Below are 16,033 nucleotides of genomic sequence, written 5' to 3' on the forward strand. Positions count from 1 at the left end.
CACGTGGGTTGGGATGAGCCAGTACAAGATCCAGTCCAGGCCATTCAATGACGAACGCCTGCCTTACAGCGGCAGGAGCCTTGCGGCCAACCGGGAAAACCGAACCAGAGTGACTGGGATTCAAATCAGGGTTAATCGAACATTTGCCGCAGCCGGGACCTGTTGTCCTCCGGAGCCTGAAAATACCCGAGCCCGGCATGCTAGCACAGATGAACGGTCATCGCCGCGCCCGGATTGAAGCGGACGTAAATCCACGGTTTTTATGCCAGAGTGCTGAACTGTACCGCCCGCTACGCCTCAGATAACAAGACATCGACCCGAAAGGAGCATCTTCGCATGCGTCTGAACACATTATTTGCAGTAGTCGCCCCCCTCGCCCTGCTGCTCCCGCTGACCGCCCACGCCGAATGGCCCAAGGGGGAACGTGAGAAATACATGGCCCAGTGCACCGAGGCGGCCACGCCACAGATCGGCGCGGCAGCGGCCAAATCCCATTGCGCCTGTGGCGCCGATGCGATCAAGTCCTACCCGGCAGCCGACATTCAAGCCTTGATGGACAATAAGGCGACACCGCAGCTGCAGCAAAAAGCACTGGGGCAGATTGCAAAATGCAAGGCCGATAACAAGGCCAAAAAGTAAGAAAACAGGTCTTTGCACGGAGCCGTGCATCGATAAAAAACGCTGATTTCGGGCCTTTTTGACCGATTTATTCAGGTTTTACAGCTTTTTTTATCGTCTTTACGTTCGGCTGAAAGCCTTTAAAACCGGGCCTTTCAGCCGGATCAGGCAGTAAAGAAAACACGACTGATTGGCAAACAGCGCGTGCGGGGGGCTCCCAAATCGAACATTTCGACTATGATACCCCGGTGTGCCCAGTTGGCCTGAGCAGCACAGTACACTGAAAATATATGTTTCTTGGAGATACACCATGTCTAATCGCCAAACCGGCACCGTTAAATGGTTCAACGATGAAAAAGGCTTCGGCTTCATCACTCCTACAGGTGGCGGTGACGACCTGTTCGTACACTTCAAAGCTATCGAAAGCGACGGTTTCAAAAGCCTGAAAGAAGGCCAGACCGTTTCCTTCGTGGCTGAGAAAGGCCAAAAGGGTATGCAAGCTGCACAGGTTCGCCCAGAGTAATTACTCGGCGAGCACAAAAAACCCCGTCCATGTGACGGGGTTTTTTATGGGCGATTGAAAAATCAATCAGCCGCAGTTCACCCGATTGATGATCAGATTGGCGTCAGTGTTGAGATTCAGGCGATCCGAGCGGTACTCAAGCGTCACCATATCGTTGGGCTTGAGGATCCGCGCATATTGCGCACCGGCGCGGGTGCGGGCTTGTTCCAGCAGTTGCGGCGAGGCCTTCTTGCCGATGGCGAACTCGGCAGCTGTTGCTTCGCAGCGGCTGTAGCCTGTTTCTGTTGCTACCGGATCAGGGGTCGATTCAGAGGTGCTGCTGCAACCGCTCAAGAGCGCGACGGCCAGCAAAGTACCCAATGACGCGAGCTTCCAAGGCATGAAGCCTCCTTTTGTTGATGATTAAACAGAGAGCGTGCGACAGCCCAAACGAAGCTTGGTTTCAACCCAAGGGCTATCATGGTGCCCTCATCAGGAAAACAGGCAGTTTGCCTGAGCCGACATCCCGCTTCAGGGGTGAATCGTGACTGAATATGAATGGTGTTCAGTAAACGTCGATGTAGTCAAAGGGCGGATTGGGCCAGTTGTCCTTCAACGCATTGTAGATCTGCATGACCCAGACCTCGTCACTGGCGGCGACCAGCCCGACGTAGCCTGAACCTTTTGCCCACGTTTCCAGCCGAAACGATAGCCCGTCGATGTCCACACCGCCCACCACGCCCGAAGACAAATAGGCGATACCCGCCTTGGTCACGCGCAGTTGGGTGTGCTCGTCATCACTGGCCGAAGCCAGCAACCGACGAACCGCGTCGAGGGTCAACCCGTCAGGAGCGTTCAAATCGATCTGCACGGCGGGGGCCTCTTCAGAAAGTCAAAAAGCAAGTGTCGCACAGCCCTTCCCTGATGCCTAAGTCGCAGTGCAAAACCCCAGGCAAAAATGGTTAACTCACCCTACAGACCTCCCAACTCGCGAGCCCGACCATGAGCACCGTCAGCATCGAAGCCACCATCAATGCCAAATGGTCGGAGGGCCACAGCTCCTATAGCCCTGGCAGCCCCGAAGAACTGGCAATCATCGGTATAGAACTGTTGGTCAAGGAACTGGGAACGAAGGCGGCCCTGAACTTTATCCAGCAAGCGTTCGAACGCTACCCCAGCAGCATTGAAGCGGTGGATTGAAACACACCCGCAAGCCCTGACCTGCGGGTGCTCGACAAGACCGATTACTTCAGACGCGCAAGGCGCTCGGTCAGCAGGTCAAAAAAGCCCTGAGCGTCGCCATCCTGCACCCAGTAGGCATTTTTGGGTGCCTTCAGGCCGTCGTACCAGTCAACGATGGTCTGGCCAAAGGTCGGCCCTTCACGGCTGTCCACCACGACGTTGACCGAACGCCCGGTAAACAACTCTGGCTTGAGCAGGTAGGCAACCACCGTGGCATCGTGCACCGGTCCGCCCGTCATGCCGTAATGCTCCATATCACCTTTGACGTATTCGTTGAGAATGTCGCCGACGATCTTGCTGGCCTTGTTGTCCACGGCAGCGATCTGCTTCAGGCGTGCTTCGCTGGTGAGGATCTTGTGGGTCACATCCAGCGGCAGGTAAGTGAGCTTCACACCGCTCTTGAGCACCACTTCTGCGGCCTGTGGATCAGCGTACAGGTTGAACTCGGCCACCGGAGTGATGTTGCCGCCATTGAAGTGCGCACCGCCCATGATCACCACTTCCTTGATGCCCTGGACAATTTCGGGCTCCTGTATCAATGCCAGGGCCAGGTTGGTCTGCGGGCCAAGCATGGCAATGGTGATGCTATGGGGCTTGGCAGCCTTGAGGGTGTCGATCAGGTAGTTGACGGCGTTGCCCTTGGCCAGCCCCTTCTTCGGCTCATACACCTCGACACCCGACAGGCCTTCCTTGCCATGGATGTTTTCCGCGTAGATAGGCGTGCGCATCATCGGCTTCGGCGCACCGGCATACACCGGCACGTCTTCGCGCCCCGCCCATTCCCGGGCCAGGCGAGCGTTGCGCGATGTCTTGTCCAGACGCACGTTGCCAGCGACGGTGGTCAACGCGCGGATATTCAGCTCTTCGGGGGAAGCCAGGGCAAACAACAGGGCAACCACATCGTCGGCCCCCGGATCAGTGTCGATGATCAGGTCGATTTTTTCCGCCGCCTGGGCGCTCGTAGCAGTGATCAGTGACAAAAGCAGCAGACTCCGGAACAGTTGACGCATTTTCTGAGCATAGCGGTGCATGGCGCATTCCTTGTGCAGGGTTGAGAAGGTTAGAACGTTACTCCGGCAATCAACACGATGTTGCAATACGGGGAGCATTCTCCCGTGCGAATAATCGCCCGAGCTTGCCTGCTGACCGCCTTGAATTGTTCATGGCTGACCAGCTCCCGCGCCCCCAGCGCGCCATCGGCATGCAGTGCCTCCAGTGTCGCCAGGGCCGCAGGTTGTTTATCGAAAATCTCTTCAGCGAGTATGTGGCTCTCCACCTGCATTTCGCTGAGCAGCACTTTCAGGGTGCTGACAAAATCCGGGATGCCGTGGGTCAGGGCCAGGTCGATCAACTCGACCTGTGGAGGCACCGGCAAACCCGCATCACCGATGACCACCTTGTCGCCATGGCCAAGGGAAGCGATCAGTCGCGACAGCGCGATATTCAACAACGGCGTCTTTTTCATGATTTGAAAGCCTGTACTTCCAGCAGGGTGGGAATGGAGGGCTGCGCCCCCACGCGGGTGACCGATAACGCGGCGGCGACCTGACCAAAACGAATCGCCTCGACCTCGCTTTTGCCGTCAGCCAAGGCTGCGGCGAAGCCGCCGACAAAAGTGTCTCCGGCCGCCGTGGTGTCCACCGCCTTGACCAACGGCGCCGGGAAGTGCTGGAAACTCGCGCCGTTGGCGAACATCAGACCCTGGGCGCCCAGGGTCACGATCACCTTGCCGGCACCAGCGGCGAGCAATTGCGTCGCGGCCGCTTCGGCGGTTTCCAGAGAGTCCACCGCCAGCCCGCTCAGCACGGCGGCTTCGCTCTCATTGGGAATCAGATAGTCGATACAGGCGTACCAGTCGGCCGGCAAGGGCCGGGAGGCCGGCGCCGGGTTCAGGATGACGGTCTTGCCCAGTTCCCGACCGCGCTTGAGTGCATGCCCGACGGTCGCGTCCGGCACCTCGAGCTGGCAGATAATGACGTCGGCGCCGCGCAGCACCTCATCGAACCGGTCCAGGACATCAGGGGTAAGCACGCCGTTGGCCCCGGCGACGATAACGATCGCATTCTGGCTGTTGTCGTCGACAACGATCAGCGCAACGCCGCTGGAGCCGGCCACGACACTGACCGACTGGCAATCGATGCCCTCGGCCAGCAGCGCCCCGCGCAATTGCTGGCCATAGGCATCACTGCCCACGCAACCGACCATGGACACCTTCGCTCCCAGGCGCGCCGCGGCCACAGCCTGATTGGCGCCCTTCCCGCCCGGGATGGTGCAGAACGATTCACCAATCAGCGTTTCACCGCCCCTGGGCAGACGCGGTGCACGGGTCACCAGGTCCATGTTCAGGCTGCCTACTACCACTACTTTTGCTGGCATACGTCTTCACTCATCAATTCGGTTCAGCGGTATTGGGCGAATGTACCTGACAGCGGTGCAGTCGACTCTCGCAAGACAATGCTGGGTGTCACGATGCGCTGATCGGTGGCCAGCCCCGGCGTTGCGATCCGCCGCAACAGCACTTCAGCGGCCATCTCACCGAGCTGCAGGATCGACTGCCCCACCGTGGTCAGCGCCGGATAGACATAACGGCTCATCTGAATGTCATCGAAACCAATGACCGACAGTTCACTGGGCACGCGCACGTTGCGCTCGGCGGCGGCGCGCAGCACACCGATTCCGATCATGTCGTTGGCCGCAAAAATCGCACTGGGCGGCCGTTGTTCGAGCAGCCTGGCCGCCGCCTGATAACCACCGGTGCTGGTGAAATCGCTTTCGAGCATGCGTTCGACGGGCAGCTCGACCCCGGCTTCTTTCAGGGCGCGGCAGTAACCGGCCAGACGCATCTGCGCCACGCTGGTGTCCGCCGGGCCACCGATAAAGGCGATATCACGGTGGCCAAGCTCCAGCAGGTGCCGGGTGGCGAGGTAGGCGCCGTGTTCATGGTCGATGCGCACCAGGTCCGCGTCGACACCGTCGAGCCCACGGTCGACGATGACCATGGGCGTACGCACGCTGGTCAGCCCCTGGGCGAGACCGGCATCGCCGCCGGCGGAAGCGACGATCAGACCGTCGATGCGTTTTTCCAGCAGCACCCGCAGATAACTGCGCTGCTTGTCCGGGTTGTCGTCGGAGTTGCACAGGATCACGCAGTAGCCGTTGCGCTCACAGTAATCCTCGATCCCCCGGGCCAGTTCGGCAAAGTAGGGGTTGAGGCTGTTGGGCACCAGCAAGCCAATGGTTGCAGTGGTCTTGGCCTTGAGCGAGCGGGCCACCGCGCTGGGCACGTAGTCGAGCTGCTCGATGGCGGCCTCGACCTTGCGCCGCACCTCTTCGCTGACCGGTCGCGTCTTGTTCACTACGTGGGAGACGGTCGTGTAGGAAATTCCCGCGAGCGCCGCCACATCCTTGATCGTCGCCATGGTTCAGGCCCGCCGACTGGCGCGCTGACTGCGGTAAGTATCGAGCACCACCGCAACCACAATCACCGCGCCGGTAATGATGCGCTTGGTCGGTTCGGTGGCGCCAATCTGCGCCAGGCCCGCGGCCAGCACGGAGATGATCAGCACGCCAAAGAAGGTGCTGATGACCGAACCGCGCCCGCCCATCAGGCTCGTGCCGCCGATGACCACAGCAGCGATGACCTGCAGCTCGAGCCCCGAACCAGCGTTCGGGTCGGCCGCTTCCAGACGGGAAATCTGGAACAGCGCGGCCAGACCGGCCAGCAACCCCATCAGGCTGAACACCAGGATCTTGTATGGTTTTGGATTGATACCCGCCAATCGCACGGCTTCTTCATTGGTGCCGATACCGATCAGATAACGGCCAAACACGGTGCGGGTCAGCACAGCCTGGGCGATGAAGATCACCAGCAAGGCAATGATGAATGACGGCGAAATACCGAAGGCGATTGGATTGGATAGCCAAGCGAAGGAATCCCCGATGTAGGCCGTCCGCGAGCCGGTCATCTGGTACGCCAGGCCTCGGGCCATTTCCAGCACGCCGAGGGAAACGATGAACGATGGGATCCGCCACGCCACGGTAATCGAACCGGTAACGGTGCCGGCCAGGGCCGCCACGGCCATTCCCAACAACGCCGCCGGCCCGACGCTCCAGCCCCAGCCCAACACCGCCACGCTCACCGTCGATGCGGCCAGGGCCAGCACCGACCCCACCGATAGATCGATACCGCCGATGATCAGGATGAAGGTCATGCCGACCGCCAGCACCATGAGGTCTGGAATCTGGTTGGCCAGGGTGCTGAAGGTGTCATACGAAAGAAAATGGCTGCTCAGGACCGAGAACAACGCGATCATCGCCAACAAGGCCCCGGCCAGTCCCAGGTAGGTGCCCAGGCCATAGAAGTTGCCACTCGGTTTGCCGACGGCCGATACGGTTTTCATGAGAAGTCCCTAGGCGCTGCTTCGTTGAGCAACGCATCACGTTTCTGGTAGCCGGCGAATGCGGCGGCAAGCAAGTCATCCTGGGTCCAGCTGTCGCGCTCGAAGGTGTCAATCAGGCGGCCGGCGGACAGCACGCCGATCCGGTCACAGATCAGCATCAATTCCCGCAGGTCGCTGGACACCACAACCAACGCCTTGCCCTGGCGCGTCAGCTCACCGAGCAGCGCATAGATGTCGAATTTGGCGCCGACGTCGATGCCTCGGGTCGGCTCGTCGAACAGCAATACCGAGCAATCGCGTTCCAGCCAGCGGCCGATCACCACCTTCTGTTGATTGCCGCCCGACAGTTCGGACACCAACTGTGTCGGACTGGAGCTGCGGATTCGCATGGCGTCGATCTGTCGCTGCGCCAACGCGAACTCTTCGCTGCCATTGACGAAGCCGGCGCTGGAGATTTCCGGCATGTTGCCCAAGGCAATGTTGGCGGCGATGGATTGAGTCAGTAGCAGGCCTTCGCCCTTGCGGTCCTCGGTGATCAGCGCGATGCCGTGGGCCACCGCATCGGACGGCGAGCGAATGCTGACGACATTGGCCGGCGAACCCAGCGCCACCGTGCCGCTGTCGGCCGCATCGGCGCCGAAGATCAACCGCAGCAGCTCGGTGCGCCCTGCCCCGATCAACCCGGAAATACCGAATATCTCGCCGCTGTGCACCTCGAAGGACACATCGCGGACCTTGTCCGAACGGCTCAAGCCGTTGACGGTCAACGCCGGCGCGCCGATCTGGCGCGGGCCCAGGTCGATGTGCTCGCCCAGCTCCCGCCCGACCATCAGCGTCACCAACTGCTCGCTGTTGTAGTTGGCCATCGGCTCGACGCAGACCAGGTTGCCGTCGCGCAGTACCGCAATGCGCTGAGCCACCCGAGCCAGTTCTTCGAGGCGATGGGAAATATAAATGATCGACACGCCCCGCGCCTGCAGACGAGTGATCTGCTCGAAGAGCATCTCCACCTCACGAGCGGTCAGCATCGCAGTCGGCTCGTCGAGAATCAGCACATGGCAATCGCCGATCAGGTTGCGGGCGATTTCGACCATCTGTTGGTGACCGATGCCCAACTCACTGACCAGTGTGTCAGGGTCGATTGCATCGAGCCCCACCTGGGCCATGGCCTCGACCGCCGCTTTGCGCAGTTGCTTGCGACTGATCCAGCCGCCACGACTGGGCAGGTTGTGGAGGAACAGGTTTTCGGCCACGGAAAGTGTCGGCAGCAGGTTGAGCTCCTGCATGACCATGCGCACGCCCAGCTCTTCAGCCTGGGTACGACTACCGGGACGATAATCCTGCCCCTGGAATTGCATCTGCCCGGTGGTCGGCGTCACCAGCCCGCCGATGATCTTGGACAGGGTGCTCTTGCCGGCGCCATTTTCGCCGGTCAGCGCCAGCACTTCGCCGCGCATCAACGTCAGGTCGATGTCGCTCAGTACCGGTTGGGCATAGGTCTTGCCGATGCCGCTGACCGAAAGTACAGCGTTCGGGTCGCGAACGGACATAAAAAACTCTCCAATACGCTCGCCAGCAAGGACGAGCGTCGTTGTGTCGCCAGGATAACTACTGGGTCACCAGCTCGACCGGAGTTTCGATAACGCCGTTAGTGCCGCTGTCGACGGCTTCGCCCTTGAGGATCTTCAGGGCCGTCTCGATGCCGAAAACAGCCTGTTTGGCGGCGAACTGATCGGCAGTCGCCAGGACGCGACCGTCCTTGAGCATGGGCTTGATGGCGTTGATGTTGTCATAACCGACCACTTTTACCTTGCCCGCCTTGCCGGCAGCGCGGATGGCCGATACCGCGCCGACCGCCATGCTGTCGTTACCGGCCAGCAGTGCCTTGATGTTCGGGTATTCGCTGAGCATCGAGGCGGCAACCTGATTGCCCTTGTTGATTTCCCAGTCGCCCGATTGCAGGGAAACGACCTTGATCTGCGCCGCTTCCATTGCATCCTTGAAGCCGGCGGTGCGTGCCTGGGCATTGGTGGTGGTGGACACGCCTTCAATGATACCAACCTCATCACCAGCCTTGAGCTGCTTGGCCAGGTACTCACCCACCAGGCGCGCGCCCTTGCGGTTGTCCGGGCCTACGAACGGCACGGTGATGTTTTTGCTTTTGACCACGTCCGGATCGAGCTGGTTATCGATGTTGATCACGGTGATGCCGGCGTCGACGGCTTTCTTGATCACCGGCACCATGGCCTTGGAGTCGGCTGGTGCGATGATGAGGGCATCGACCTTGGACACGATCATCTGCTCGACAATGCGGATCTGGTTGGCGGTGTCGGTTTCATCCTTGATCCCGTTGGAGATCAGGTCGAAATCGGCGGAGTGTTCCTTCTGATAGGCCTTGGCGCCATCTTCCATGGTCAGGAAGAACTCGTTGGCCAGGGATTTCATGACCAGGGCAACCTTGGGTTTTTCCGGGGTCTGGGCAAATGCCGAAGAGAAAGGCAGCGCAGCGGATGCGGCGGCGAGCATGGCGACGGCGAGAAGGCGTCCAGCGAATGGCAACTTCATGGGTTCACTCCGATTTTATGATTATTTTGAGCAAAATCGTTGCACGGGAAGTCGTTCCACAGGCCGTCGCCAAGCATCAACGAAGGCTGCGCAAACGTTTGCGTGAAAGGAACTATGGTAAAGCTTCCGGGTTTTGTCAACGTGCGGATTTCACCGCAAGGCTGGGGATCAGACGGTCGTGTTGACCAGGGCACCCGAGCCGGAGCCCTTGGCCAGCTCTGTGATCAGATGGCCAGTGACTTCCAGCAACGCACCGCTGGTGTCGGCAATCTGGCCTTGTATCGCCATGACCGCAGTGGTTTTGGCTTCGGGTGTCGGATAGACCTGCTTCTGCGCAGCAGACAACTGCTGTTGCTGTTCTCTGAGCTGCTGTTGCAGCTCTTGCATGCGTTTGAGCAACACCTGCACGGCAATGCTCTGGGTGCTCCCGCTCTTTTCGGTCTTGCCTTCGGACGCAGGGCTCATGCTCGTACGAACCTGGCCTGGCGCCTGCGTTTGACCAAGGGTCTCATCGGCTGCCTCAGCGCTCGCTTGGCTCAAGGCCTTGAGCGTGGCCGCGGACTGGCCGCCGATGGTGACGGCAGCTGCATTTGGAAAGCCGACGGAAAACGACATAACAAAACTCCATGGATAAGATTCCTACGAAGGCCATCGACTGCTTGAGCGGCTTCTTTAGCTTAATTTTTCCTACACCAAAACGGAAAAAGCGTTGTCAGAGGATTTTCTTGAATTTTAAGCAGTTGCGTAAATGCCTACGGTTAAATACTGTACGCACGTACAGCTCAATAAGGATAATCCTGTGGCAACGCCGTCCGCTGCAACTACCCCCTTAGATTCCTATACCCGCCTCGGCCTGCGGGTCTCGAAAATCATCAACTCCCCCACCGCACAAAAAGCCAAGGCGGCCCTGATCTTCCGGCTTCCCGAGGAGCCGGTGGATGAGTGGGAGCGCCTGCTGGAAGAAATCGACGAGAACGACAATGTGACCCTCGCCTATCGCGACGATGGCGGTGTGCAGGTGTTCTGGGTTGTGCCGAAGGAAGATTGAGCCTGATGAGTGTTCGTTGTTTTGCTTTATTGCTTGCGATTGTCGCCATGGGCGCGCAGGCCGATGCGCCCCGCACGTTCAGCGAGGCCAAGAAAGTCGCCTGGAAACTCTATGCCCCCCAATCCACCGAGTTCTACTGTGGCTGCAAATACTCAGGCAATCGCGTGAACCTGGCAGCCTGCGGTTATGTGCCGCGCAAAAACGCCAATCGCGCCGCGCGTATCGAGTGGGAGCATATCGTCCCGGCGTGGCAGATCGGGCATCAGCGTCAATGCTGGCAACAAGGCGGGCGGAAGAATTGCACCCGCCACGACCCGGTCTATCAACGGGCCGAGGCCGATCTTCATAACCTGGTGCCCAGCATCGGGGAAGTGAACGGCGACCGCAGCAACTTCAGCTTTGGCTGGCTGCCGGCGCAGACGGGCCAGTACGGCTCATGCCTGACCCAGGTGGATTTCAAGGCCAAGAAAGTCATGCCCCGCCCTTCCATCCGTGGAATGATCGCCCGGACGTATTTCTACATGAGCAAACAATACGGCCTGCGCCTTTCGAAACAGGACCGGCGCCTGTATGAAGCCTGGGACAAGACATACCCGGTACAGAGCTGGGAGCGCCAGCGCAACCAGAGCGTGGCGTGCGTGATGGGGCGTGGCAACGAGTTCGTGGGCCCGGTGAATTTGAAGGCCTGCGGTTGATCTCGCATGGGTAAACAGCGCCAATCAACTGTGGGAGCTTGTTTGCTCGCGATAGGGGCATGCCCGTCAACGTCAACGTTGGCTGAGCCACTGCTATCGCGAGCAGGCTCGCTCCCACAGGTGTTGTGGCTTACCTGACTGTTCTGCTCTGCGGGGTTTATTGAGCGCTTGGGTAATCCACCACCAGCGACTCGATGTTGCGCTTTTTCGCTCGAACCAGGGCGGCGTTCAATTGCTCCTGCTTCGCCTCGGCTTCAGCCTTTGAATTGAAAGGCCCGACCAGAACCCGGTCCTTGCCATTGTCTTTCACCACACTCGATACAAAACTGTGCTCGATGAGCCAGGCGGTCAGGTCGCTGACCGCTTGCGGGATTTCGCCCCGGACCTCGACGCCCCATTGCGGCGCAGCGGCGGCGCTCGGTGCAGTGGTTGCCGCCACCTTTGGCTTCGGTGTGTCGACGTCACGCCCTTCACCGCATCCTGCCAGCGCCAATACCGCGATTACCCAAGCCAATTTGCGCACAACGTTTTACCCCGGAAGACATGGAGCGGGGATTTTAACACTCAAGCCCGTCAATAACGCCGTAAACAGCGCTCAAAACACGAGAAACCTGCACGGCGTCTCTGTATAGTCGCACCCTGGGAATTAATGCTGCGTCTGCGCGTCAGAAAGAGGCACCCACATTGTGACACTTGGCACTAATCTATAAGCAGTACCGACATCTGCACTGCCTGAATCAGGTGCCCTATAAAGCAATCAAGGAGAACACCATGCTGATACTCACCCGCAAAGTCGGTGAAAGCATAAACATTGGTGACGACATCACGATCACCATTCTGGGCGTTAGCGGCCAACAAGTCCGTATCGGCATCAACGCTCCGAAAAACGTTGCGGTGCATCGCGAAGAGATTTATCAGCGCATTCAGGCGGGCCTTACCGCCCCTGACAAGCCGCAAACGCCCTGAGCCCTGTAGCAGTCCGTAGCCAGCCCTTCTGCATCGTCGCAAGGCTGGCTAAAGATTCATGCCGACTGTCCCTCATCATCCCCGCTCCATCTCGCCTTTGATTTTTTCGTTCATCCCGTCAAACCGATACTAATGACATGGCTCATAGCATGGCTGTCAGACGTTTCGTTTTAATGGCGATGAAGCAGGTATTCGTGGCGGCTCAACCCAGCCCCACGCCGCGAGCCATTCCTGTGGCAGCGACCACCATCAGCACCAGCAACAAAGCTTCAATGTGACTGATCCGCGCAAACCGGCCAGCTTTCGAAGGATCGATCGCACGCCCTTTGCCCAGCGCCATCCGCCATTTGATCAGCGCGATCATCGGCGCGATTTCAAGCAACAGGATCAGCACGAACAACGTCATCTTCAGGTGAAACAGCGGTTGGTGCAGGTAATAGTCCGTGCCTTTTTCAAACCCACCAAAAGCACGCATCCCGCCGGTCACCAGCAGGACCACCGCCGATAGCCCCCACAGGTTGTCCGCCATCAAGACATTTCGAACCGCGTCCGTCCCGCCCGCCAGGCGTCGCAACGCCGTGCCACGGGTAAGTACCGCCCAGAACCCCAGGGCGAAAGCCAGAAGATGAATTGCCGCAAGAGACCAATGAGCCAACATGGAAGATTCCTGTCAGAGGATGTCGAATCGACCTGACAGTACTAGCTCATAACAGGATGATTGCCAGGATAGGCATACAAAAAACTGTGGGAGCGAGCCTGCTCGCGATAGCGGTGTATCAGTCGACAACAATGTTGTCTGACACTCCGTCATCGCGAGCAGGCTCGCTCCCACAGGGGTATTGCGTAAGGACTCAGTCAGCCAAGCGCCAGGTCGTCCCGCCCTTGCCGTCTTCCAGCACCACGCCCATGGCGGTGAGCTGGTCGCGGATGCGGTCGGATTCTGCCCAGTCCTTGTTGGCCCGCGCAGTCAGGCGCGCCTGGATCAACGCTTCGACCTCGGCGGCGTCCACGCGACCTTCGGCACCGGCCTGAAGGAAATCATCCGCCTCGAGCTGCAACACACCCAGGACGCCGGCCAGTTCTTTCAGACGCGCCGCCAGACCCGCCGCCGCGTTGAGATCACTCTCCCGCAGACGATTGATCTCGCGCACCATCTCGAACAGCACCGCGCAGGCTTCCGGCGTGCCGAAGTCGTCGTTCATCACTTCAGTGAAGCGCGCGACGAAGGCTTCGCCACCGGCGGCCGGGACCTTCGGCAGGCCCTTCAACGCATGGTAGAACCGCTCCAGGGCGCCCTTGGCGTCCTTGAGGTTGTCTTCCGAATAGTTGATGGCGCTGCGATAGTGACTGGACACCAGCAGGTAACGCACGACTTCCGGGTGGTACTTGTCGAGCACGTCGCGGATGGTGAAGAAGTTGTTCAAGGACTTGGACATCTTCTCGCCGTTGATCCGGATCATGCCGCAATGCATCCACGCATTGGCGTAGGTCTTGCCGGTGGCCGCTTCACTCTGAGCGATTTCGTTTTCGTGGTGCGGGAATTCCAGGTCGCTGCCGCCGCCATGAATGTCGAAGGTCTCGCCCAGGCAGCAGGTCGACATCACCGAGCATTCGATGTGCCAGCCCGGACGCCCGGCGCCCCACGGCGACTCCCAGCTCGGCTCACCCGGCTTGGCGGCTTTCCACAGCACGAAGTCCAGCGGGTCCTGTTTCGACTCGTCGACTTCGATGCGCGCGCCGATGCGCAGGTCTTCGATTTTCTTGCGCGACAGCTTGCCGTAGCCCATGAACTTGGCGACGCGGTAGTACACGTCGCCATTGCCCGGTGCGTAGGCGTAACCCTTGTCGATCAAGGTCTGGATCATCGCCAGCATGCCTGGGATGTGGTCCGTGGCACGGGGCTCCAGGTCCGGCTTGAGGATATTGAGGCGCGCCTCGTCCTCGTGCATGGCCTTGATCATGCGCTCGGTCAGCGCATCGTAAGGCTCGCCGTTTTCCCGGGCACGGTTGATGATCTTGTCTTCGATGTCGGTAATGTTGCGCACGTAGGTCAGGTCATAACCACTGAAACGCAACCAGCGGGTCACCAGGTCGAAAGCGACCATGCTGCGACCATGGCCGATGTGGCAGTAGTCGTACACGGTCATCCCGCAGACGTACATGCGGACCTTGTTACCGTCCAGCGGCTTGAAGACTTCTTTGCTCTTGGTGAGCGTGTTGTAGATCGTAAGCACAGGGTTTCCCTTAAGACTTGATCACTGACCCCAGGAATCGCGCAAGGTCACGGTACGGTTGAATACCGGAGCACCGGGTTTCGAGTCCTTGATATCCGCGCAGAAGTAACCTTCGCGCTCGAACTGGAAACGGTCTTCCGGCTGTGCGTTGCCCAACGAAGGCTCGGCACGACAACCAGTGAGTACTTGCAGGGAGTCAGGGTTGATGTTGTCCAGGAAGCTGGCGCTGTCCTCGGCCTTTTCAGGGTTCGGCGAACGGAACAGGCGATCGTACAAGCGCACTTCGCACTCGACGCTGGCAGCGGCCGGCACCCAGTGGATCACGCCCTTGACCTTGCGACCCTCCGGGTTTTTGCCCAGGGTCTCGGGATCGTACGAGCAATGCAGTTCGACGATGTTGCCGTCGGCGTCCTTGATCGCTTCGTCGGCGCGGATCACGTAGCTGCCGCGCAGGCGCACTTCACCGGCAGGCTCCAGGCGCTTGTAGCCTTTTGGCGGCTCTTCCATGAAGTCTTCACGGTCGATGTAGATTTCCCGGGCGAACGGCAGGACGCGCACGCCCATGTCTTCTTTCGGGTGGCAAGGCAGCTCGAGGTTCTCGACTTTGTCTTGCGGGTAGTTGGTGATCACCACTTTCAACGGACGCAGCACGCACATGGCGCGTGGGGCGCTGTGGTCCAGGTCGTCGCGGATACTGAATTCCAGCATGCCGAAGTCCACCACGCCGTCGGAACGGTTGGTGCCGACCATCTCGCAGAAGTTGCGGATCGATTTTGGCGTGTAGCCACGACGACGGAAGCCCGACAGCGTCGACATGCGCGGGTCATCCCAGCCGTTGACGTGCTTTTCGTCCACCAGTTGCTTGAGCTTGCGCTTGCTGGTGATGGTGTAGTTCAGGTTCAGGCGGCTGAATTCGTACTGGCGCGGCTGAGCCGGCACCGGCAGGTGCTCCAGGAACCACTCGTACAAAGGACGATGGCTTTCGAACTCCAGGGTGCAGATCGAGTGGGTGATGCCTTCGATGGCGTCCGACTGACCGTGGGTGAAGTCATAGTTGGGGTAGATGCACCATTTGTCGCCGGTCTGGTGGTGATGGGCGTGACGGATGCGGTACATGATCGGGTCGCGCAGGTTCATGTTCGGCGAGGCCATGTCGATCTTCGCGCGCAGCACCCGTGCGCCGTCCGGGAACTCGCCGCCGCGCATGCGGGCGAACAGGTCCAGGTTCTCCTCGACGCTGCGATCACGGAACGGGCTGTTCTTGCCCGGCTCGGTCAGGCTGCCACGGTATTCCTTGGCCTGCTCGGGGGTCAGGTCGCACACGTAGGCCTTGCCGGCCTTGATCAGCTCCACCGCCCAGTCGTGCAACTGGTCGAAATACTGCGAGGCATAGCGCACCTCACCGGCCCATTCAAAACCCAGCCATTTAACGTCGCTTTCGATCGCGTCGATGTACTCCTGGTCTTCCTTGGCCGGGTTGGTGTCGTCGAAACGCAAGTGCGTGACGCCGCCAAACTCCTGGGCCAGGCCGAAGTTCACGCAAATCGACTTGGCGTGACCGATGTGCAGGTAGCCGTTGGGCTCCGGCGGAAAACGGGTGACGATCTGCGTGTGCTTACCCGAATCCAGGTCCGCCTGGATGATCGGGCGCAGGAAATTGACCGGCACGGCCGGGCCGGTCTTGGAATTCGAGGTAGGGTCGACAGTGGGCTTGCTCATAGGATCCTTGAACGTACAAGTGCGCGGCCGGGTGCGGCCTGATA

Annotated in this window: 20 protein-coding genes; 6 read left to right on the top strand and 14 right to left on the bottom strand. The window is 59.6% G+C overall.

The genetic code is table 11. The features are described 5' to 3' along the window. Window positions 1-336 precede the first annotated feature (336 nt). Entirely contained in the window at window positions 337-639 is a 303-nt protein-coding gene (locus BW979_RS21045) for a hypothetical protein (protein ID WP_047229331.1), read from the top strand. Between the two features lie 289 nt (window positions 640-928). Then, window positions 929-1,141, top strand: coding sequence for a cold-shock protein (locus BW979_RS21050; protein WP_047229330.1), 213 nt, complete (start codon window positions 929-931; stop codon window positions 1,139-1,141). A 66-nt stretch (window positions 1,142-1,207) separates the two neighbouring features. Here BW979_RS21050 and BW979_RS21055 read toward each other — a convergent pair whose 3' ends face one another. Both BW979_RS21055 and BW979_RS21060 read right to left on the bottom strand, forming a co-directional pair. Continuing rightward, window positions 1,208-1,522, bottom strand: a complete 315-nt coding sequence (locus BW979_RS21055) for an I78 family peptidase inhibitor (RefSeq protein ID WP_047229329.1) — start codon at window positions 1,520-1,522, stop codon at window positions 1,208-1,210. 163 nt (window positions 1,523-1,685) lie between these two features. Further along, on the bottom strand, window positions 1,686-1,991 hold the full coding sequence (locus tag BW979_RS21060) for a hypothetical protein (protein WP_047229328.1): 306 nt from the start codon (window positions 1,989-1,991) through the stop codon (window positions 1,686-1,688). Between the two features lie 131 nt (window positions 1,992-2,122). On the opposite strand from BW979_RS21060, the gene BW979_RS21065 reads away from it, so the two are divergent. Further along, a complete protein-coding gene (locus tag BW979_RS21065) occupies window positions 2,123-2,320 on the top strand; it encodes a hypothetical protein (protein WP_047229327.1) in 198 nt (65 codons plus the stop codon). Window positions 2,321-2,364: 44 nt separating this feature from the next. Here BW979_RS21065 and BW979_RS21070 read toward each other — a convergent pair whose 3' ends face one another. From BW979_RS21070 to BW979_RS21105, 8 genes are all read right to left on the bottom strand, one after another. After that, window positions 2,365-3,393 (bottom strand): nucleoside hydrolase, encoded by a 1,029-nt coding sequence (locus BW979_RS21070; RefSeq protein ID WP_076385524.1) that lies wholly within the window; start codon window positions 3,391-3,393, stop codon window positions 2,365-2,367. Window positions 3,394-3,422: 29 nt separating this feature from the next. Further along, entirely contained in the window at window positions 3,423-3,827 is a 405-nt protein-coding gene (gene rbsD, locus BW979_RS21075) for a D-ribose pyranase (protein ID WP_076385526.1), read from the bottom strand. Further along, on the bottom strand, window positions 3,824-4,738 hold the full coding sequence (rbsK, locus tag BW979_RS21080; RefSeq protein WP_076385528.1) for a ribokinase: 915 nt from the start codon (window positions 4,736-4,738) through the stop codon (window positions 3,824-3,826). Before rbsK ends, rbsD begins: the two co-directional genes overlap by 4 nt. Before the next feature lie 23 nt (window positions 4,739-4,761). Next, window positions 4,762-5,781: a LacI family DNA-binding transcriptional regulator gene (locus BW979_RS21085; RefSeq protein ID WP_076385530.1), complete on the bottom strand. Its 1,020-nt coding sequence runs from the start codon at window positions 5,779-5,781 to the stop codon at window positions 4,762-4,764. 3 nt (window positions 5,782-5,784) lie between these two features. Then, on the bottom strand, window positions 5,785-6,762 hold the full coding sequence (locus tag BW979_RS21090; RefSeq protein WP_076385532.1) for an ABC transporter permease: 978 nt from the start codon (window positions 6,760-6,762) through the stop codon (window positions 5,785-5,787). Continuing rightward, window positions 6,759-8,312 (bottom strand): sugar ABC transporter ATP-binding protein, encoded by a 1,554-nt coding sequence (locus BW979_RS21095; protein ID WP_076385534.1) that lies wholly within the window; start codon window positions 8,310-8,312, stop codon window positions 6,759-6,761. The genes BW979_RS21090 and BW979_RS21095 overlap by 4 nt, the downstream gene beginning before the upstream one ends. A 58-nt stretch (window positions 8,313-8,370) precedes the next feature. Next, window positions 8,371-9,327 (bottom strand): sugar ABC transporter substrate-binding protein, encoded by a 957-nt coding sequence (locus BW979_RS21100; protein WP_047229320.1) that lies wholly within the window; start codon window positions 9,325-9,327, stop codon window positions 8,371-8,373. Between the two features lie 168 nt (window positions 9,328-9,495). Then, entirely contained in the window at window positions 9,496-9,942 is a 447-nt protein-coding gene (locus BW979_RS21105; RefSeq protein ID WP_047229319.1) for a hypothetical protein, read from the bottom strand. Between the two features lie 133 nt (window positions 9,943-10,075). Here BW979_RS21105 and BW979_RS21110 point away from each other — a divergent pair, with 133 nt between their 5' ends. Together BW979_RS21110 and BW979_RS21115 are read left to right on the top strand one after the other, a co-directional pair. After that, on the top strand, window positions 10,076-10,375 hold the full coding sequence (locus BW979_RS21110) for a DUF1654 domain-containing protein (protein WP_076385536.1): 300 nt from the start codon (window positions 10,076-10,078) through the stop codon (window positions 10,373-10,375). 5 nt (window positions 10,376-10,380) lie between these two features. Continuing rightward, window positions 10,381-11,070, top strand: a complete 690-nt coding sequence (locus BW979_RS21115; RefSeq protein WP_047229317.1) for an endonuclease — start codon at window positions 10,381-10,383, stop codon at window positions 11,068-11,070. 157 nt (window positions 11,071-11,227) lie between these two features. On the opposite strand, the gene BW979_RS21120 is transcribed toward BW979_RS21115, so the two are convergent. After that, complete coding sequence (locus BW979_RS21120) at window positions 11,228-11,593, bottom strand: SPOR domain-containing protein (protein ID WP_047229316.1); 366 nt, start codon at window positions 11,591-11,593, stop codon at window positions 11,228-11,230. Between the two features lie 248 nt (window positions 11,594-11,841). On the opposite strand from BW979_RS21120, the gene csrA reads away from it, so the two are divergent. Then, a complete protein-coding gene (csrA, locus tag BW979_RS21125; protein ID WP_003179932.1) occupies window positions 11,842-12,036 on the top strand; it encodes a carbon storage regulator CsrA in 195 nt (64 codons plus the stop codon). A 202-nt stretch (window positions 12,037-12,238) separates the two neighbouring features. Here the strand turns inward: csrA and BW979_RS21130 are convergent, their stop codons facing one another. From BW979_RS21130 to BW979_RS21140, 3 genes are all read right to left on the bottom strand, one after another. Beyond that, window positions 12,239-12,694, bottom strand: coding sequence for a DUF2214 family protein (locus BW979_RS21130; protein WP_076385538.1), 456 nt, complete (start codon window positions 12,692-12,694; stop codon window positions 12,239-12,241). Window positions 12,695-12,887: 193 nt separating this feature from the next. After that, complete coding sequence (gene cysS, locus BW979_RS21135) at window positions 12,888-14,270, bottom strand: cysteine--tRNA ligase (protein ID WP_047229314.1); 1,383 nt, start codon at window positions 14,268-14,270, stop codon at window positions 12,888-12,890. A gap of 21 nt (window positions 14,271-14,291) precedes the next feature. After that, a complete protein-coding gene (locus tag BW979_RS21140) occupies window positions 14,292-15,989 on the bottom strand; it encodes a glutamine--tRNA ligase/YqeY domain fusion protein (protein WP_076385540.1) in 1,698 nt (565 codons plus the stop codon). Window positions 15,990-16,033: the final 44 nt, after the last annotated feature.

The sequence above is a fragment of the Pseudomonas sp. A214 genome, assembly GCF_900156295.1.
GTDB lineage: Bacteria > Pseudomonadota > Gammaproteobacteria > Pseudomonadales > Pseudomonadaceae > Aquipseudomonas > Aquipseudomonas rhizophila.